Source organism: Pseudomonas sp. R3-41 (genome assembly GCF_054161485.1).
In genome coordinates this window covers 207,443-226,260 of the sequence record NZ_CP096421.1, presented here as the reverse complement: position 1 = coordinate 226,260, position 18,818 = coordinate 207,443, and the positions used below count along the sequence as shown (strand labels likewise).

General features: G+C 58.7%; 15 protein-coding genes and 1 pseudogene. 3 read left to right on the top strand and 13 right to left on the bottom strand.

The annotated features are described in order from the left end of the window. Window positions 1–9 precede the first annotated feature (9 nt). From icmH to tssA, 13 genes and pseudogenes are all read right to left on the bottom strand, one after another. Entirely contained in the window at window positions 10–873 is an 864-nt protein-coding gene (icmH, locus tag M1D99_RS00960; protein ID WP_186709535.1) for a type IVB secretion system protein IcmH/DotU, read from the bottom strand. A gap of 5 nt (window positions 874–878) precedes the next feature. Next, a complete protein-coding gene (tssK, locus tag M1D99_RS00955) occupies window positions 879–2,210 on the bottom strand; it encodes a type VI secretion system baseplate subunit TssK (RefSeq protein WP_186729950.1) in 1,332 nt (443 codons plus the stop codon). Next, window positions 2,207–2,710, bottom strand: coding sequence for a type VI secretion system lipoprotein TssJ (tssJ, locus tag M1D99_RS00950; RefSeq protein ID WP_458131285.1), 504 nt, complete (start codon window positions 2,708–2,710; stop codon window positions 2,207–2,209). The genes tssK and tssJ overlap by 4 nt, the downstream gene beginning before the upstream one ends. Before the next feature lie 59 nt (window positions 2,711–2,769). Next, window positions 2,770–3,561: pseudogene (tagH, locus tag M1D99_RS00945) on the bottom strand (type VI secretion system-associated FHA domain protein TagH); the annotation flags it as partial. A gap of 20 nt (window positions 3,562–3,581) precedes the next feature. Beyond that, the gene (locus M1D99_RS00940; protein WP_186709547.1) at window positions 3,582–3,722 is read right to left on the bottom strand and encodes a type VI secretion protein; all 141 of its coding nucleotides are present in this window, start codon (window positions 3,720–3,722) and stop codon (window positions 3,582–3,584) included. 61 nt (window positions 3,723–3,783) lie between these two features. Continuing rightward, window positions 3,784–5,295 (bottom strand): sigma-54 interaction domain-containing protein, encoded by a 1,512-nt coding sequence (locus M1D99_RS00935; RefSeq protein WP_434576656.1) that lies wholly within the window; start codon window positions 5,293–5,295, stop codon window positions 3,784–3,786. A 10-nt stretch (window positions 5,296–5,305) separates the two neighbouring features. Beyond that, a complete protein-coding gene (gene tssH / locus M1D99_RS00930) occupies window positions 5,306–7,891 on the bottom strand; it encodes a type VI secretion system ATPase TssH (protein ID WP_458131284.1) in 2,586 nt (861 codons plus the stop codon). 11 nt (window positions 7,892–7,902) lie between these two features. Next, entirely contained in the window at window positions 7,903–8,907 is a 1,005-nt protein-coding gene (tssG, locus tag M1D99_RS00925; RefSeq protein WP_458131283.1) for a type VI secretion system baseplate subunit TssG, read from the bottom strand. Beyond that, window positions 8,871–10,658, bottom strand: a complete 1,788-nt coding sequence (gene tssF / locus M1D99_RS00920; protein ID WP_434573517.1) for a type VI secretion system baseplate subunit TssF — start codon at window positions 10,656–10,658, stop codon at window positions 8,871–8,873. Before tssF ends, tssG begins: the two co-directional genes overlap by 37 nt. A gap of 6 nt (window positions 10,659–10,664) precedes the next feature. After that, the gene (gene tssE, locus M1D99_RS00915) at window positions 10,665–11,075 is read right to left on the bottom strand and encodes a type VI secretion system baseplate subunit TssE (RefSeq protein WP_186709569.1); all 411 of its coding nucleotides are present in this window, start codon (window positions 11,073–11,075) and stop codon (window positions 10,665–10,667) included. A gap of 6 nt (window positions 11,076–11,081) precedes the next feature. Then, on the bottom strand, window positions 11,082–12,557 hold the full coding sequence (tssC, locus tag M1D99_RS00910; protein WP_458131282.1) for a type VI secretion system contractile sheath large subunit: 1,476 nt from the start codon (window positions 12,555–12,557) through the stop codon (window positions 11,082–11,084). 26 nt (window positions 12,558–12,583) lie between these two features. After that, window positions 12,584–13,087, bottom strand: coding sequence for a type VI secretion system contractile sheath small subunit (gene tssB / locus M1D99_RS00905; protein WP_434573514.1), 504 nt, complete (start codon window positions 13,085–13,087; stop codon window positions 12,584–12,586). A 35-nt stretch (window positions 13,088–13,122) separates the two neighbouring features. Then, entirely contained in the window at window positions 13,123–14,679 is a 1,557-nt protein-coding gene (tssA, locus tag M1D99_RS00900) for a type VI secretion system protein TssA (RefSeq protein ID WP_434573512.1), read from the bottom strand. A gap of 445 nt (window positions 14,680–15,124) precedes the next feature. Here tssA and M1D99_RS00895 point away from each other — a divergent pair, with 445 nt between their 5' ends. The 3 genes from M1D99_RS00895 to M1D99_RS00885 are packed head-to-tail and all read left to right on the top strand — an operon-like array spanning window position 15,125 to window position 18,806. Then, a complete protein-coding gene (locus M1D99_RS00895) occupies window positions 15,125–17,188 on the top strand; it encodes a type VI secretion system Vgr family protein (protein ID WP_434573510.1) in 2,064 nt (687 codons plus the stop codon). Then, complete coding sequence (locus M1D99_RS00890; RefSeq protein WP_458131281.1) at window positions 17,185–18,039, top strand: DUF4123 domain-containing protein; 855 nt, start codon at window positions 17,185–17,187, stop codon at window positions 18,037–18,039. The genes M1D99_RS00895 and M1D99_RS00890 overlap by 4 nt, the downstream gene beginning before the upstream one ends. Continuing rightward, window positions 18,036–18,806 (top strand): hypothetical protein, encoded by a 771-nt coding sequence (locus tag M1D99_RS00885; protein WP_434573506.1) that lies wholly within the window; start codon window positions 18,036–18,038, stop codon window positions 18,804–18,806. Before M1D99_RS00890 ends, M1D99_RS00885 begins: the two co-directional genes overlap by 4 nt. Window positions 18,807–18,818 lie beyond the last annotated feature (12 nt).

Sequence of the window (18,818 nt, the reverse complement as noted above, 5' to 3'; positions counted from 1 at the left end):
CGTCCCTGTTTACGGCAGCGGCTGAGCGGCGACCGGTTCTGACAGTTGATAAGGTTGCAATACGCTTTTGCGTTGCTCGTCCAATACCCAGGCGAAACTCGCGTACATCACCCCCAGGCAGGCCAGCGTGAAAGCCGCGACCATCCAAGTCGGGACAATGCGCATCGGACGGCGCCGCGCGCCGCCGAAGCCCTCCCAGTGAGGTGACAGTTCACGTGGGGTGTCGCCGCGGGTCTGGCGAATCAACCGATACAGGGCGTCACGCAGGCTTTCGAGTTCGAGCATCCCGCGGGTCTGAATCCGGTATTTGCCTTCGAAGCCCAGGGATAGGCACAAGTACAACAACTCCAGCATGGGCAAGTGCTTGAGGGGGTTCTTCGATAAGCGCTCAAGCAATTGAAAGACTTTCTCGCCACCAAAGGTTTCGTTGTGGAAGGTGCTGAGCAAACTTATCTGTGACCAACCGCCCCCGTGGCCCCACGGCGTGGTGACAATCGCCTCATCAATCGCGGTGCACAACACGTAACGCGCGGCGATCAACTGACTGCTTTCAACACCGCCCTGCAAGGCACAGGCTTCGAACTGTTCCAGGCTCCGCTTCAGTTCCCCTTTAAGGGCGTGCAGGTCCTCGCGTTCGCGACCGTGCTTGAGCTGAACCATGTGCGACAGCAATCCGGACGCCGCCGCGACCAGCGGATTGAGGCTGACCGTGAACGTCTGGGGCTGCGGCAGGTGCGCGGCGTAGATCATTCGCTCTTGCAACTGTTCGAAACGCGGCGGCGGGGCTGCGTCAGTCAAAGGCACTGAAGCAGGGCGTTGTCCATGTTGGTCGAGCAGGACCGTTGTTTCATCCTGAAGATGTTCCTTATCCATTTGGTTCAGTTCCTGATGGCCCAGAAATTCAATTCAAGCTCGGCGAAATCACCGCTGACATGGAACGCAAAACCTGCGGAGCGCTTCAGTTGCGCCAGGTCTTCGGCGTTGGGTTCGAGAATGAAATAGGTTTTGTTGGCATGGAACGCGATCTGCCGCGGGGCCACGGGCAAAGGCCTGATCTTGATGCCGGGCAGATGCAGGTTGACCAATTGGCGGATGTGCTCCACCGAACCGACCTTGAGGTGCGCCGGCAATCGATGGCGCAGCTCTTCGCTGTCACAGTGGGCACTTGCCGCCAGCACGAATGAAGCGGTGTCCAGCAACGACAGGTCCTGCAGCGGCGAGACGATGATTCCGTATTGGCGCGGCTGCAGCGGCAGTTCAATAGCGTGTTGCTCGAGCACCATCGACAAGACCTGGCGAATCGCTTGCATCAGGCTTCGAAAACATGCGCCTTGGTCGCTGTGCTGGTAGCGGTTGCTAAGCGTTGGACGCTTGCTGTCACTGGAGAACGTTGCCAAGTCACCCAGCAGGGCCAGTAGCGTTCGGTACAGCGTTTCGGGGTGCACCTGCTCCAGATCCAGGTCATGACGCAGCAACAGTTCATTGCGGTTGATCAGTTGCAACATCATGAAATCGCCGACTTGCGCACCACCGGCCTTGCCATTGGAGCGGATCCGCTCAGCCAGGGTGTCGCCTCGATGGGCAAGCATGCCGATGATCTCCTTGAGACACGACAGCAAGTAGTGGGAAGCGCGAGCCTGGATGAAGGTCGGTACAAAGTTCGGATCGAGCCTGATCACCCCATCGGCCGTGGTATCGAGCACTTCACAGAGCTTGAGCTTCACGAACGCATGATCACTCTGCTGCTCGCCCAACAACAGGCGCAAGTCCGGACGACCGCAACTGATTTGGCTCCCTCCGGCCTCTCCGGCGTTGGAGTCGCTCACCTGTGCGTCGTAGACGGTGTAGCGCGCCAACACGTCAGACTGCTCTGGACGACGGGACTCGATGTGATTGCCGGTCACCAATGGCAGCGCAAGGTAAATCGGGGTATTGCGGGTATTGGACGGTACTTCCAAGGCCAGCGGCTCGGCGTTGCCACCCAGTTCGAAAAGGCTGCCATCGGGCAGGACCCCGCTGGCCTGGCTGACCACCAGTTGCCCCATGTTGAGGAATTGCAGATCGATCTCAAGCGCCAGGAAGCCCCAGGCGTAGCTGGCCAGCAACCGGGTGCGAACCTTCAACTGGTGGTCGAAGTAGCGATCGTTGTGTTGCAAATGTTGGGGGCGCAACAGCATGCCTTCCTGCCAGATGACCTTGTCGTGATTCATCGGTCAGCCACCTTGGCCAGTCGCTCAAACGTGTTGGCGATTCCCTCCTGGTCGAGGGTCAAGCTTGCTTCGGTCAACTGCGCCGCAGCCACTGGCAGCGTATAGCGCCAACGGGCGTGTGGCAGGTCACGGTACGCCGCGAGCAGGCCGACGTAACGGCCATCCCCGGTGATACCGAGCCTGAGCTCGACGGTTTCGCCCGGACGTAGCTCCAACTCCTCGCTGGCAACCAGATCAGGGGCCAGTGTTTCCCTCGGACGCTCATAGAGGCTGAAGAAATCGGCATTTTCAAAAGCCACCGGATGCTTGAGTTCGAACAACCGCACCACCACCGGCGATGGCCGGCCATTGAGATCAGGGTTGAGTCGGTCATTGGCCGTCAGGGTGAGGCTGAGCTTGGTCATCGTCGAAAAGGGCGACAGCGTGGTGCAACCGGCCAGCAGCAGAGTCGTGGCGAGCGCAGTCAAAATCTTGGGTAGGTGCATCGTGCAGTGCAGCATGGACATCATCCGTGGTGGTCGATTTGCAGGCTGGCAATCAAGCGAACCTGTTCTTCATAGGTCTGGGCCAGGCGCAGTTCGCTTTTCAGCCCCGAGTGAATACGCAGGCTCTGTTGCAAACTCTGAATGCTTTGCTTGAGCAGCAGCGCGGCGTTGATCGCCAGGGCTTCGCGGGCCTTGCCGTCCAGGCTTTCGAGATCCATGCCCAAGGCCGTACCGAAGCGCTGCCAAAAGCCGTCGTGGGGGTGGCCAATAGTTTCGGTGGGCGGGATGGGGGCAGGCCCTGGTTCGACTGGCGCTCCCACCAGCTCCGGCAAGAGCAGGCTTTCCATGTCGATACGCGCATAATCCGGCCGCCCAAGGGCGTCCGGCGGGACGGTCGCAGGATTTATCAGCTCATCGATGTCCAGCAAGGCCCGGTCCTGCTGATCCAACGCCTTCAGCGGATCGAGCTCCAGAAAGGCGTCATCGGGAATGAGACTGTCGATCGGCCTCGGGCGGCTCGCTTCGGCAGGCTTGTCCGCCGGCCCGGAGACCAGCCGTGCGAGGATCTCGAAATCGCCCATGATGTAGGCATTCCCATCCAGTATGGGTACCGACTCGCCCCTGGGCAGGCGCACGCCGCTTTCGCGATGGGTCGTACCATTACCACTGGTGTCGGTCAGGAAAAACGCGCCGTCACGAAAGCTGACCTGCGCGTGACGCTTGGACAACAGGCGCTCGCGGTCAGGAATGAGCCAGTGGCAGCCCTCGCCCCGCCCGATCACGCCGCCGGTCGGCCCGAAGGTCTTCCGGCACAGCCGTGACGGGACGAACTGGCTGGCGTTGAGCATTTCAAGAACAAGTTCCATCTATCAAAAGCTCCTTGGCATCACTTGCCGCGATTGACTGCCTGCGGATCACCCAGAGGGCGATAACCACTGTCGTTGAATTTGTAATTGGCGTTACAACCGCCCAGGGCCAATGACACGAGAATCGCCGACAGGACGGCTCGCCAGGGAAAGACAGGCATCAAGAAGTCTCCAGAATGAAAGGATCGGGCTGGAACGGTTACCCATAGCGCGAAAGAAGGGTCAATCATTGAAATCACCGCGCTGGACGTTCAGACGCGCGAGGCGATAGATCAAGGTGCGCAGCGGCAGGCCGAGCTCGCGGGCGGCGCGGGTCTTGTTGCCCGAGTTCTCGCGCAAGCAATCGATCAGCAAACCACGTTCGATCTGCTCCATCCGCTCACGCAGGTTGATGCGGCCGCGCTCGGAAGGGGTCTCGATGTGCAATGCAAAGTGCTCGATGAGCAGTTCGTCGCCTTCGCACAGGAGCACAGCCCTTTCCACGACGCTCTTGAGTTCCCGGACGTTCCCCGGGAAGCCGTAGGCCGACAGGTGATCGAGCGCCGCGTCTGACCAACACACCGGATCACGCTGCAGCAGCGTGCAAGCCTTATCGGCAAAATGCCGCGCCAGTTCGATGATGTCACCGTCGCGATGACGCAACGCCGGTAGCTGGATCGGAAACTGTGCGAGACGGTAATACAGGTCTTCGCGGAACTTGCCCTCATCCATCAATCGCTTAAGGTCGCGATGAGTCGCGGCAACAATGCGTACGTCGACGTGATGGGTGTCGTTGGACCCCAAAGGACGAATTTCACCCTCCTGCAACACTCGCAGTAACTTGGCTTGCAGGGACAACGGCATATCGCCAATTTCGTCCAGCAACAGCGTGCCGCCGTTGGCCACGTCGAACAGCCCGGCACGGTCTCGATCGGCACCGGTGAACGCCCCTCTGCGATAGCCGAAAAGCTCACTCTCCAGCAAATTCTCGGGGACCGCCGCACAGTTCTGCACGATAAATGCCTTGGATCGACGCGGGCCGTGGTTATGGAGGGCCCGGGCCACCACCTCCTTGCCGGTGCCGGTTTCGCCCCGCAGCAAGACGGTATAGGGGCTGTGCAGTACCTTACTGATCAGTGAGCAGGTCTTGCGCATGGCCACGCTCCTGCCGATCAGGCCGTAGCTGATGCCGCTCGGCAGGCTTGAGGTAACAGGTGTCTCGGCCGGACGGTGCAGACGCTGCAGCAGATGCATCTGGCCAAGGGCGAAGGCCCCCAGATGCCCCAGGGACTCAGCGACGCCATGCAAGTCGAGATGCTGAGCACTGGCACACAACAACAAGCCACCGACGCTACCCTGCGGGTCGACCAGGGGAACACAAAGCAGTGACTGCCAAGGTGTGGCCCGGGCTGGCAGAAAGCGGGTTTCGTGAACGCTGTCGCTCAACGACCCGAGGTACACCACACGGTTCTGGCCCAGGGAGAATTGCAGCAATTGTTCAGCCTGGTAATCGGAAGGCAGGCTTTGCGGGTCACGAAAATGCAACTGGCCTTCCAGGCATTCGGTGTTCATTTTCAGGCGTGTACCGGTGGTGTCGAGCAGGTATAACTGCACCAGCTCACAACCGCTGAGCCGAGACACACCCTGGATGAAATTCCCCACCAACGCCTCACCTTCCGTCAAAAGCGAGAGGTTGGAGAACTGCGCCAAGAGCGCTTCGGCATAGTCCAGTGGCTGCGAGAGTTTCTTGAACAGAGCGCCCACTTCAGGAGAACTCGCACGCGACACTGGCTTCACCCTTGAGCACCGCGCGTACATGCCGTAGCGGTTCGCCGCCGGCCATGGCCGCGAGCAAGCGGTCGGCAACCAGCGGCATCAGGTGCTGGTCGAGCAATTGACCAATCAGCCGCGCTCCACGGTCATTGCGACTGCAGCGCTCGACCAGGTGGCTCACGAGGTGCTCGCAATAACTGAAGCCCAACTGACGTCGACGCAATCGCTGGCCCAGGCGGTCGAGTTTGATTTCCACCAGTTCACGCAGCACAGGCCCGCTGACCGGGTAATACGGCACCACGCGCATGCGGGCCAGCAACGCTGGCTTGAAATGGTCGCTGAGGATCGGGCGAATGGACTCCTCAAGGCGCTCGGCACTTGGTCGTGCGCCGTTTTCGCACAGCTCGTCGATACACTCACTGCCCAGGTTCGATGTCATCAGAATCAGGGTGTTGCGAAAATCGATCTCCCGCCCTTCCCCATCATTGGCCAGGCCTTTGTCGAAGATCTGGTAGAACAGGTTCAACACATCCGGGTCGGCTTTTTCGACTTCGTCGAGCAGCACCACGCTATAGGTTTTTTGCCGCACAGCTTCGGTGAGCATGCCGCCTTCGCCAAAACCGACGTAGCCCGGCGGCGCTCCGATCAGTCGGGAAACGGTATGTTTCTCCTGGAACTCGGTCATGTTGATCGTTGTGAGGAAACGCTCACCGCCATAGAGCAGGTCGGCCAAGGCATGTGCTGTTTCAGTCTTGCCGACGCCACTTGGGCCCACCAACAAAAATACGCCTACCGGGGCGTCGGGTTCGTTCAAGCCTGCGGCGGCGGCGCGCATCGCGCGATCAAGCGCCTGTACGGCCGGTTCCTGGCCACGAATACGAGCACGCAGGTCTGTGGCGAAACTGGCCACCTTCAGATTGTGCTCGCGCGCCAGTTGCGCCAGCGGTACACCGGTCCAGGCATGGATCACTTCGGCGACCAGTCGTGGGCAAACTTCAAAGCTGACCAGGCGCTCCTGGGTTTGTGCGGCCACCAGCGAGTCGTGTGTTTCATGCACGGCCGCTTCCAGCGCCTCGATACCGTGGGCTTGATCCACCGCGCTTTCCCGTGCCCTGGCCAATTGCTGACGTAGCGACAGCAAACGTTCCGCGAGGATACGTTGCTCGGTCCATTGGAATTCCAGCGTGTGACTCTCGTCCTCGATGGCTGCCAGACGTACCTCCAGCGCCTCCAGAGCCTGAAGATCAACCGGCAGGCCAGCCTCTGCGTCGCGACGCAGCGCCTGGCGTTGGCGCGCGCCTTCGGCCAACTCGCCACGTAGTCGCTCCAGGCTTTGTGGGGCCGCGGCCAAGCTGATCCGCACGCGAGCGCAGGCGGTGTCGAGCACATCCACCGCCTTGTCCGGCAACTGACGACCGGCCAGGTAGCGGGCCGACAATTGCGCTGCCGTGACCACCGCGTCATCGCGCAGGTAGACGCCATGACTGTTTTCGTAGACCCGGGCCAGGCCACGCAGGATGGTCACTGCCTCGCTGACGGTCGGCTCGTGCAATTGCACCGCTTGGAAACGACGGGCCAGGGCCGGGTCTTTCTCAAAGTATTTTTTATACTCGGCCCAGGTGGTCGCCGCGATGGTACGCAGCTCGCCCCGGGCCAAGGCAGGCTTGAGCAGGTTGGCCGCATCGGTGCCCCCGGCGTTGTTACCCGCGCCGATCAAGGTATGGGCCTCGTCGATGAACAGGATGATGGGTTTTGGCGAAGCCTTGACCTCGTCGATCACCCCCTTGAGACGACGCTCGAATTCTCCCTTGATGCTGGCGCCAGCCTGCAGCAGCCCCATATCCAGTGAAAGCAATTCAACGCCTTGAAGCACCGACGGAACCTCCCCGGCGGCGATGCGCAACGCCAGCCCTTCGACGATGGCGGTCTTACCCACCCCTGCTTCACCGACGACGATTGGATTGTTTTTGCGGCGACGAACGAGGATATCGATCATCTGCCTGATTTCGCCGTCGCGGCAAAGCACCGGGTCAAGTTGGCTTTCGCGGGCCTGTCGGGTCAGGTCATGGGTAAAGCGCGACAGCAGGGAGCCGTGCGTCGTGGTGGGCTGGCCGGCAACCGGTTGAGCCTGTTGCGACAAGGCGAACCCTTTCAGGCGATCAACGTTCAACCGGTTAAGCAGCGCCAAATAGGCACTCCCGGCGTAGCGAAGCGGGTTGCGCAGCAACGCCAGGAGCAACGCTGCTTGTCCGACGTCGCTGCGGCCGAGTTCGAGATTGGCCACCAGCAGCGCATCCTGCAACCACTGCACCAGTTCCGGAGCGAATACCGGGTTGCGCGAAGCGCTGTGCCCTATCCGCGGTTGCAGGGCCGCGTTCAACTCGCCTGCACTGACCTGGGCGTCCTGCAAGGCGCGCGCGAGCAGACCCTGGGGGCGCTCCAGCAGACTCAGCATCAAGTCTTCCACCAGGATCTTGTCCGCGGCACGGGCCACGCAATGCTCGGCCGAACGCTCCAGGTCACGCCTGGTTTCAGCGTCCAATGCCTGGATCAGTTGCTGAAGGTCTACATTGATCATGTCATCCATTCCTAATGAATTTTACTGCCAAGGGTCACCACGCCATCAGCGCGCTCATGCCCCAGCCAACTGGTCCATCCCAGGCGGCAAGTGTTCTGTTCACCGATACACAGCTCACGAATTGCCTGCTGGCGCAGGACCAGGCGAATGTCATATTCGAGGGGATCACGCAGGGTGAATTGCACCAGCGAACACAGCGGCTGGTAACCGTTTCCAATGGGCAGGAATTCGTGGAAGCGCTGCCAGTCCAGCTCGCTGATATGGATCCGAAACTTGCCGCTGCGGTCGCGCACTCGCTCGCCGAACACCAGGTCCTGACCGAGCAGGCTGTTGGCGCTCCCCAGGCGATTAAGCTGTTCGTCAAGGATGTCCACATGCCGCTCGACGCACTGTTCGAGGTTCAGTTCGGCGTGCTTGAAGTAATAACGCAGTACGGCCTCGATCAGCGCCGCTGAATGGGCACGCAGGCTCAGCAAGCCCAGGTACGGCAGCAGACGTTTCCAGTTCAGTTGGCTGGCCTTGCGAATCTCTTCGCCCCCTAAACCGATCAGTGCGTACAACTGTTCGGAAAACGGATCTCGGGCGCCGCTCTGAAAACTTGCGCAGTAACGATACTTGCGCCAGATCGGCAGCATCAGCCGTTGGAGACGATGGTGAAAGACGTCCAGAAAGTCGCGTGTTGGATTGCCGTTTTCCTCTCCTACTGCCTGCTCACCGTAGAACGCCGGCAACGGCGAACCCGCACCCACCAAGCTGATCAGGTTCAAGCGCAGACGCGCCCGCACCTGGCCGTGCTCTTCAAAAAACTCCACACGATCAATGTCGCTGGACGGGAATCCCAGGCTTGGGTTGGCCTGAAACTCCAATCGGTCATACAGCGCTTCATCGTCCAAACCAGGATGAGCCTCGCCCAGCCGATCAATGACCAGCAACACGGCCTGGAATAACGAGTACTCGCGTATCCCTTGCGTCAGCACGTTTATAGAAGCGGCTGTTGGCCCATGCGGGGTGTCCATTGGTACACCTCTCCTTGTGTGCTGTTCACCCGCAACTCGTGGTACGAATTGAGGCTGGCATACAACGCGAAAAACTCGTTGAGGACCGAAGCGAAGACGAACAGGTCGCCCTCGCCGATGTAACCCAGTGAATCGATGGTCAGTTCAGTGCGCAGGCCACGCACCGGCAAGCCCCGGTGCAAGCGGTCGACCGCCTGGTGCCGGATTGACTTGAGTCCATTGAGCAAACGCTTGCTGACTTTCTCTGCCTGTTCGTCGTGGTAACGCGGAAAATCGTAGGTTTCGAGAATCACCTTGAGCGCATTGACGTCGGCCAGGGACAGATAGTTGAGTGACATATTGCTGATCAACTTCCAGAGGAAGTCGCGGTTGAGTGGCGGCGCGAAACTTGGCGTGACCGGACCGATGTTGCGGAAACTCAGCCCCTCGGGGCTTTTTTCGCTGGGTTGATCGATGTCCCCGGGCTTGAGCTGGCGCGGCAGGTTCCGGTTGGTGCACATCAATTCGATCGACAGGGTTTCATGAGGGTGAGCGTGCCGGACACCAAAGCCCAGGCAGGTGTCCAGACCGTCGTGCATCAAGGAAGACCGCTGGCGAACGCTGTAATAGGGGCGGCTGTGGGGCACATCGAAGCTTGAATCGTGCTCGAAGGATTCGAACGGCACATAGGCCTGATAACCCAGGCCTCCGGGACTCCAGCCAGTGACGCTTTCGACCGAAAACACACCGCAGTGCTCCTGGTCGTAATCAGCCGGCAACAGCAGGTACTCATCTTGTTTGCTGTCCAGGCGGATCGGGTGGGCGTCATGCTTGAACAGATTGACGATCGGCGTGCAGTACAGCTTTATGTTATCCAGCGTCGGGCGCATTCGCTGGATACTACTTTTGCCAATATCGAAGCGCAGCTCCAGGCCTCGCATCTGCTCGATGTTGCCATGCGGCAAGGTGTTGATCAGGTCCAGGCCATTGATGTCGACGAACAGGAACTTGTCCTGGAAAGCGAAATATTCTTGCAGGTAGCGATAGCCACGAAAGGTATTCAGCGGGTACGGGACCAGCGCTTCCTCCTCGGCAAACCCGACCGGCTGTACACGGTCAGCGGGGAGCCTGAACGTCGTCGGGCTGCCATCTGCCGTCCGTAGGGCCGCGCCGGTGCCGTCCAACGGGATCAGCTCGATACCTTCAAGATTACGCAGCAGGCTTAGATAAAGCATCTGGCTGATGTAGCGTTCGCCAGTCAAATGCAGGCGTAAGCGGCTCAGTTGTAGCTCGCCCAAATGACCGTCGCAACGCATCTGAAGATGCAAGCTCAACAGCGACCCCTCCCCTTTTACCGAATAACTCAGCTGGGTCAGATCAAGCGCGAGGACGTCGGTGGGGTAACAGGTAAGGAAACGACAACTCACCTTCTGGACCGGCTTGCTTTCGACCGGGGTATCGCGCTCGACCCGAAACGCGGGCCCAGATCGCTGCAGCGGATCGAACTGCAAAATGCCGAAGGCCGGCAATGGCCGCATGTAGTTCGGCCACAACAGTTGCATCAGCGAATGACTCAGCTCCGGCAACTGGTCGTCTAGCTTCTGGCGCAGCCGTCCGGTCAGGAATGCAAACCCCTCCAGTAGCCGCTCTACATCCGGGTCCCGTCCGGCCTGCCCGAGAAAGGGCGCCAATGCCGGGTTGCGCTCGGCGAAACATCGACCCAACTGGCGGAGCGCCGTCAGTTCGCTCTGGTAGTAATGATTGAACGACATCAGTGGCTATCCTTGTCTGACCTTGACCTGACCGCTGCCGTCCAGGCGCGCGGAAAAGCTGACCTGTCGCCTGACCCCGTCCACATCCAGTAACGCGTCGATGCGCAAGGACAGGCGAAGTTGATCGGCGTTGCTCGGCATTAAAACGACACAGACATCGCGCAAACGTGGTTCGTAGGCCTTGATGAAGGTCTCGATTGCCCTGCGGGCTTGGCTCCCCACGTCGTGCAGGCTAAAGCGCATGTCATTGAGGTCCGGCAGTCCATAATCCGCGAGTGTCTGCACGCTACCTGCCCGCGTACTGAGCATCTTGGCCAGATGCGCAGCAACGGATGTGACAACGCAAACCTCGCGGCTCAAACCCCTGCGCTTTTCAGAATCATCAGCCAGTCGTTCGAAAAGACTGCCGTAAGTCATGGGTGCTTACGCCTTGTCCAGTTTGCCGACCAGTGACAGCGTGAAATCGGCGCCCATGTATTTAAAGTGCGGCCTTACGTTGAGGCCGACGCGGTACCAGCCCGGTTCACCTTCCACGTCACTGACTACAATCTTCGCGGCACGCAGCGGACGACGGCCACGGACTTCGGCACTTGGGTTCTCCTGGTCGGCCACGTACTGGCGGATCCAGTTATTGAGCTCACGCTCCAGGTCCGTGCGTTCTTTCCAGGACCCCAATTGCTCGCGCTGCAGAACTTTCAAATAATGAGCCAGGCGATTGACGATCATCATGTAAGGCAACTGGGTGCCGAGCTTGTAGTTCAGCTCTGCATGCTTGTCCTCGGCGCTGTTACCGAAGAACTTTGATTTCTGCACGGAGCTGGCGGAGAAGAACGCGGCATTGTCACTGCCTTTGCGCATGGTCAGGGAGATGAAGCCCTCCTCGGCCAATTCGTATTCGCGGCGATCGGACACCAGTACTTCGGTCGGGATCTTGGTTTCGATTTCGCCCATGCTTTCGAAGTGGTGCAATGGCAGATCTTCGACCGCGCCACCACTTTGTGGGCCGACGATATTCGGGCACCAGCGGAATTTAGCGAAGCTGTCGGTCAGCCTCGTGCCGAATGCGTACGCCGTGTTGCCCCACAGGTAGTGCTCGTGGCTGTTGGCAACGGTTTCCTTGTAGACGAACGACTTGGCCGGGTTCTCTTGCGGATCGTATGGGTTGCGCAATAGGAAGCGCGGGACGGTCAGGCCGAAATAACGAGCGTCTTCCGATTGACGAAAGTTCTGCCACTTGGCGAATTGCGGGCCTTCGAAATGATCTTTCAGGTCCTTGAGGTCCGGCAGTCCCGTGAAACTCTCCAGGCCAAAGAATTTCGGACCGGCCGCAGCAATGAATGGCGCATGGGACATGCAGGCGACACTGGACACGTACTGCATCAATTTCACGTCCGGCGAGCTTGGGGACATGAAGTAGTTGGCGATGACCGCGCCCACCGGTTGCCCACCGAACTGGCCGTACTCAGCGGTGTAGATATGCTTGTACAGGCCCGACTGCATGACCTCAGGCGAATCCTCGAAGTCGTCCAGCAAATCGTCCTTGGACACATTGAGCATTTCTATCTTGATGTTTTCGCGGAAGTCGGTGCGGTCCACCAGCAACTGCAAACCGCGCCACGCCGATTCCAACGCCTGGAATTGCGGGTGGTGGAGGATTTCGTCCACCTGGCGACTGAGCTTGGCGTCGATCTCGGCGATCATTCGGTCAACCATGGCCTTCTTGACCGGCTCGCCGCTGTTTTGCGGCTTGAGCAGCTCTTCGATGAACGCGGACACACCGCGCCTGGCAATGTCGTAGGCTTCATCGTCCGGAGTCAGACGCGTCTGGGCGATGATGCTTTCAAGAATGCTGTAGTCCGCGTTGTCCTGGCTCTGCTGCTGTACTGCATGGGTACTCATGTTTCGGCTTCCTTGGCTGAAAGAAATCAAGCGCTCTTCGCTGTGGTGTCCAGGCCCAGCTCATCCAGTACGCGGCGGCGGGAGTCGTCATTGGCGAGTACGCCTTCGATGGCTTTACGAAATGCCGGCGTGTTGCCCAACGGCCCTTTGAGTGCCACCAGCGCCTCGCGCAGCGCCATCAGCTTGCTGAGTTCCGGTACTTGCTCGACCAGGCTCGCCGGATTGAAGTCCTTCATCGAGTTCAAGCGCAGCTGTACAGGCAGCTCCTCAACGCCGCTCTCTGCCTGGAGACGATTCGGTACGCTCAGGGTCAGGCTCAGCTCTTGCTTGGCCAACACTTCGTCGAAGGTAATTTTGTCGATGCCGATCGGCTTGCGATCCTCGACCTTGCGTTCATCCAAGCGGTGGGTGTAATCACCGATCGCCAACAGTTTCAACGGCAGTTCAATGTCTTCCTGAGCACCGCCGGTGGCAGGCTTGAAGGTAACGTTGATACGTTCCTTAGGGGCGACCGAGCCTTCTTTGGCCATGATTTTCTCCTTCTTTCAATTTGGGACCCGGAGGCCTATTCAATGACCCGTTCCAGATCGAGGTGACATAACCTGCGATGGGTCTCTTCCTTGCATTCACGTACAGAGTGGTTTTGTGGCAACAACTCGCAGCAGCTATGCAACAGGTGCAGCACCTGCAGCTCCAAGAGCGGCTCCCAGGCATTCAGGCCTGCGTTTCGTAGCGTCTGATCGAGGGCCTCCAACTGGACCTTGGCGAGTTCGTATTTCCTGGCCGAAAAGCACACACGAGCCAACGCGAAGTGCCAAAGAAATCGCGCGCGCGCTCCATTGGCGCTTTGCATGCCTTGCCTGAGCAACTTAACGGCGGGTTTGAGACCGTCGTTGCGCAGGATCGCCTCGGCCTCCTCCAGCGCCCCTTCCCAAGGCGCAAGGTTGTCGGGGACATCGGCCGTGGGTGCCGCGCCGGGACTCTGCAGGTGAGGCTTGACTTGGGCAGCGATCCAACCCCGGGTGGCCGGATCGGCGAACGGCGTACCGTCATGCCAGCGCAATTCGATAATCCCCGGCAGGCGCTGGATGAATAACGCAAAATGGACTTCCACTTCCCGCATGGCCAACTCGGCGTTCAACCCTTGCAGGCATTCCCAGGCAAGCCTCTGGCCATCGAACCAGAACGGTGCCGTCGCCAGGCTCGCCTCGATCTCCACAAGCAGGTCTGCGTAATCACCCTGCTGGAAACGATCTTGGTAAACCTTGAGTTTGTCCGCTGGCAGGCCGCGCAGCTGGGTGACCTGCTCGGCATTGCGCTCGGGCAATACATCGATGGCCAGCCAGAGCATGGTGCGATTCAGGCGCAGGGCACGAGCGTCAGTCGCTTTTTGTTTGAGCCACCACGCGCATAACGGACGCGCACCCTCCTGCTGGGCGCGCAGCGCTTTGTGGGCTTCTTTTTCGTTTTCGATCGGAGTGCCGGATGCGAGCAGCTGGGTGGCAACCTGCTTTACCTGAGCCACAACCGTTCCAATGGCGCCAGGCTGCGGCCGGTTTCCGGTGGCTCGCTGGATCATACTGTCGAGGCGCCGACACAGCGGCAGCAGCAGAGGTGCGTCGTCACCCAATTGGGCGGTGCAAGCAGCGTCGAGGCTCTCCATTTGTTCCGCGAGATGGCGAAACATCGGCAACTGCTCCTTGATTGCAATGTCATCGCCGAACGCTTGTTCCAGGCGAGGCAACAGCCAATTGATGCTGGCGGCACGGGTTCGATTCTTGAGCGGGTGGATGTCCAGCCAATGGTGCTTGCATAAGTTCTGCAAAAGACCGAGACCCGCTAGCAGCCCTTGAAACGACTCTCGCTGATACAGCGCCCAAACCAGCCAAGCCACCACACGTAGATCCTTCGACTGGGTCCGCAACAGCACTTCGCTTCCCTCAAGGACCTTCAACCAGTCGACCTGACCACTTGCGTGCATCGACTGGGCTTTGCCCACCTCGCTTTCCAAGACTTCGTATTCATTTGAAAAACGCACGTCCGCACCCGCAAAACTGTCCTTGGAAACGGGAGTCTTGGCGAGCATCAAATAATGGACGGACAGATTTTCGGAATACGACATTTACCCCCCTGAAAGTTCGGTGTGTGGCGTGGGTTATTTGGACGGCATGGTTATTCAAGGTAAATATTCAGCTTCGTTTGTAGGAGATTTCGCCAAATACAATCCCAGCCGCCTCGCCCCAAACGCTCACCGCTCTCTTACCTGCCGAACGCCGCGAAGAATGCCAAGGTTTTCAGAATAAAAAAGTAGGAGCTTTCCTTTTTTTAAAGAAACAAAACCAAATGGAGCCCAAGAGAAAACTTCCCACGTCAAGCCAGTATTGGAAATGATGGAATTTACCTTTCAAAAAATGACAAACCGCTTCAAATTATTTCTGTCGCAATCTCTTTTACCAATGAAGAAAATTCCTACATCCCTTTCTTTTTTTACCGGTGCCTACGCGATCATCCGTCAGGACTGCTTCAATGGAATCAGGAGCTAAAGCCACAACCCAAGGACGTTCGCCATGTTACCCACCTTTGATCTGTCCAACTTCCGCCTCACGATCCGTGACCTCACGCACGACTTCCAAGTCCTGGCCTTCGAAGGTTCCGAAGCCATCAGCACCCCCTATTCATTCGACATTGAACTTGTCAGCGAACGAAGGGATATAAACCTGGAACATTTATTAAACAAACAGGCCTTTTTAGCATTTGATAAACAGGGAAGCGGTGTTCACGGGGTGATTTATCGTGCTGCGCAAGGCGATTCAGGTAAAAGGCTGACTTATTACACAATAAGATTAGCGCCACGCCTGGCTTACTTGGAGCACCGCATCAATCAGCGAATTTTCCAACAGGCCAGTGTGCCGCACATCATCACGTTGATTCTCAAGGAACACGGCATTCTCACCGATGCCCATCGCTTCCAGTTAAGTGCGAGTTATTTGCCTCGTGACTACTGTGTGCAGTATCACGAATCCGACTTGCACTTCATCGAGCGCCTGTGTCACGAAGAAGGCCTGCATTATCACTTCCAGTACAGTGAATCGGACCATCACCTGGTATTTGGTGATAACCAGACCGTATTCCCTCGGCTTGAGCAGCGCACTGTTTATAAACACGGCAGCGGCATGGTTGACGACGAGCCGGTCATCCATCGATTTGGCCTGCGACTGGAGACCCGGACCAGCCGCGTCACGCGCCGTGATTACGATTTCGAGAAGGCGACATTCCTGTTGGAGAGCAGCTGTCAGCCTAGCGTCGAAAACGTTCAACCAGACCTGGAAGCCTATGACTATCCGGGCGACTTTACCCAGCAGAAACGCGGCAGATTATTGAGCCAGAGAGCCCTGGAACGCCATCGCGTCGACTACCGCCAGGCCGAAGGAAAGAGTGATCAGCCAGCATTGAGGACGGGGCACTTCCTGACATTGAGTGAGCACCCTCGCCAGGAATGGAATGATCTATGGCTCCTGACCGAAGTGCATCACGAAGGCAAACAGCCGCAAGTGCTGGAGGAAATCACTTCCAGTAACGCTGGCGAGGCTGGAGACCGCTTCAATCAGGGCTACCGCAATCGCTTCGTTGCCACGCCTTGGGACGCGATCTTCCGTTCGCAGCGGGTCTATAAGAAACCACGTATATCGGGCAGTCAGACCGCAATCGTCACCGGCCCCCAGGGCGAAGATATCCACTGCGACCGGTATGGCCGGGTCAAGGTCAGGTTCTTTTGGGATCGTGCGGGACAGGTCGACGACGGCAGCAGTTGTTGGTTGCGAGTGGCCTCCAACTGGGCGGGTGACAGCTACGGGGGCGCCACGATCCCGCGGGTGGGCATGGAGGTATTGGTGGCCTTCATGGAGGGCGATCCCGACAAGCCGTTGATCATCGGATGCCTGACCAATAGCGCCAATGCCTCGCCCTACCCGTTGCCTGCGCACAAGACCCGTACTGTGTTTCGCTCTCGCAGCTCACCGGACGGCAAGGGCTTCAACGAGCTGCATCTGGAAGATCGCGCAGGTCAGGAACTGATCTATTTGCGAGCTCAGCGTGACATGGAACAAAAAATCGAAAACGACAGCCGATTGGAGATTGGCAACGAGCGACGGGAAACCATCAAGGGCAACAGCATCACTGTCCTGCACGCCGAAGAGCATCGGACCACGGCCGCCGACCGCACGGTCCAGGTCGAAGGCAATGACTACCTGCGCGTCGCCAACCGCCACACCCATGTCGATCAGACACTGGCCGTCGAGGCCGGGCAGCAAATTCATATCAAGGCAGGCGCTCATGTGGTCCTTGAAGCAGGCGCAACCCTCAGTTTGAAAGCCGGGGGCCAGCACATCGTGATCGATCACAGTGGTATCTACAGCAGCAGTGAAATACAACTCGGCGGCGCCCCCATGGCCGGCGCCACTGCCTCATCATTCAGACCCGGTTTGACCGATCCCTTGGCGGCTCCAGCCCCAGTATTCGCTCCCACTCAACGCGCGCTGATAACAGCCAGCAAAGCAGCGGGATTGGACTTTTGTCCGATCTGCGAGGCCTGCCGCGAGGGTCTCTGCCTAATGGAAGTCGCCGCCGCATGACTCGCTCACTCCCCCATCAATGGTTGATCGAACAGCAACGCCTCGGCCACGCCCTGTGCCTCGTCCTGGACTCAGAACATGAGCACCCCACGCGCCAGACATTGCTCAAGAACAGTCGTCCTGACCAATACTTGAGCGTGTACGGCCAAACGCTGGTTGCTGACCTCGCTGACGCCGGCCCCTTTGTCTTCACCTTCGATAGGCCCGGCGACCAACACATCAATGAACTGCTCGACCGACCGGACAGCCACTGGGGATGGTTTGCCAGCCTTCCCAAAGGGGAGCTGCCTACACTGGTGGAGCACTGGCGGGAACGGCTGATCATCGGAGAGCGCCCCCATCAGGCGTTGTACCGCTTCCATGACAACCGTGTACTGTCCCGGGCGCTCAAGCACCTGTCCGTTGAAGACTATCCGGCCTACCTCGGACCAGCGATCAGTGTCTGCTATTGGCAGGGCAATCACTGGTCAAGCACGCATAACCCGGCGCCAGGAACCTATCCGGTGCCTGATTCGCCTCTTTGGCTGCAGGTGCCCGTTACCCCGCAGCAAGCGATGCAGGTTCGGCTCGTCAATGCCCGTCGCTTCCTGTTGGCCGAGCATGTCCAGGCCTTCGCAACACTGGCCGAGCAACAAAACCCGGAGGCGTGGTTGCGTGCCACGCTCGATCAGGCCGAGGCCTGGCAGTGGCAGGCGCCCGAGCAGTTGGAGTTTTTATTGACCCAGCGCCTGCAAGCACCCGCCCAGGCGCTGGCGCCGTATTGGCAAGTACGTTCAGCTGAAAGCCCCGACGAGCATTTTGAACGGGTGCGCCTGATGGCAGGGTTTTGGCAGGGAGATACGCCGGCATGAAACAGGCTTTGTGCATTGCAAGTTTGAGCGGCCTGGCGATGACGGCAGGTTGTGCCAACACACAGCCGAACACGTTTACTTTTACGGCAGATTTACCGCGTGACTTTGCCTACCAGGCAGCGGTGTACTACGTGCCCGCCCCAAGCGAAACCTGCACCGTCGAGACCCGGTATAACAAAGCGCCGGTATTCAACAGGGAGTGGCGTAAGGCATACAAACCCGACTCCGAAATCGTTATTCGCCGAACCCGTATGGGTTGCCCGCTGGTGATCAGCCGCATTGAGCTCGAAATCAACTCCGCCTATGGCAAGGATTGGAGCGATATCAGTCAAGACTCAGCCAACGTCGTGATTCGCGATGAGCTGGAAACACAATACAAAGGCACGTTCAGCGAAGCGGGTGAAAGCACTTTTTACGGCCAATGCCAATGGTTGTTCCGCACCTCAGGCAAGCCCCGCATTCTAAGAAAAATCCTCGACTGCAAAAAAACCAACCCACAAGGCGAGCTTGGGCGTGGACGTCCTTTCTCGGCGTACACCCTTGATCAGCTACCGGGTAAAACCGTGAGGATGAAGATCAAGTTGGCGGACGAAGAAAGACCCGCCATTGGAGACACGTGGGTGAAGGTGCCTGACGGTTGGAAACGCTGCATGGGCAAACACTTTGAGGACCAATACGCATTTTGTTACGGCAATTACAAGGACTTCAGCGGCTTTCAAATGCCCGACGGACAGAAATGCACTATTTACCCCGGTTGTACGGAATAAGGAAATCCGCGT

Coding starts and splice junctions, on each gene's coding strand:
- icmH (WP_186709535.1), bottom strand. CDS start 873: ATGGATAAGGAACATCTTCAGGATGAAACAACGGTCCTGCTCGACCAA.
- tssK (WP_186729950.1), bottom strand. CDS start 2,210: ATGAATCACGACAAGGTCATCTGGCAGGAAGGCATGCTGTTGCGCCCC.
- tssJ (WP_458131285.1), bottom strand. CDS start 2,710: ATGCTGCACTGCACGATGCACCTACCCAAGATTTTGACTGCGCTCGCC.
- M1D99_RS00940 (WP_186709547.1), bottom strand. CDS start 3,722: ATGCCTGTCTTTCCCTGGCGAGCCGTCCTGTCGGCGATTCTCGTGTCA.
- tssH (WP_458131284.1), bottom strand. CDS start 7,891: ATGATCAATGTAGACCTTCAGCAACTGATCCAGGCATTGGACGCTGAA.
- tssG (WP_458131283.1), bottom strand. CDS start 8,907: ATGGACACCCCGCATGGGCCAACAGCCGCTTCTATAAACGTGCTGACG.
- tssF (WP_434573517.1), bottom strand. CDS start 10,658: ATGTCGTTCAATCATTACTACCAGAGCGAACTGACGGCGCTCCGCCAG.
- tssE (WP_186709569.1), bottom strand. CDS start 11,075: ATGACTTACGGCAGTCTTTTCGAACGACTGGCTGATGATTCTGAAAAG.
- tssC (WP_458131282.1), bottom strand. CDS start 12,557: ATGAGTACCCATGCAGTACAGCAGCAGAGCCAGGACAACGCGGACTAC.
- tssB (WP_434573514.1), bottom strand. CDS start 13,087: ATGGCCAAAGAAGGCTCGGTCGCCCCTAAGGAACGTATCAACGTTACC.
- tssA (WP_434573512.1), bottom strand. CDS start 14,679: ATGTCGTATTCCGAAAATCTGTCCGTCCATTATTTGATGCTCGCCAAG.
- M1D99_RS00895 (WP_434573510.1), top strand. CDS start 15,125: ATGTTACCCACCTTTGATCTGTCCAACTTCCGCCTCACGATCCGTGAC.
- M1D99_RS00890 (WP_458131281.1), top strand. CDS start 17,185: ATGACTCGCTCACTCCCCCATCAATGGTTGATCGAACAGCAACGCCTC.
- M1D99_RS00885 (WP_434573506.1), top strand. CDS start 18,036: ATGAAACAGGCTTTGTGCATTGCAAGTTTGAGCGGCCTGGCGATGACG.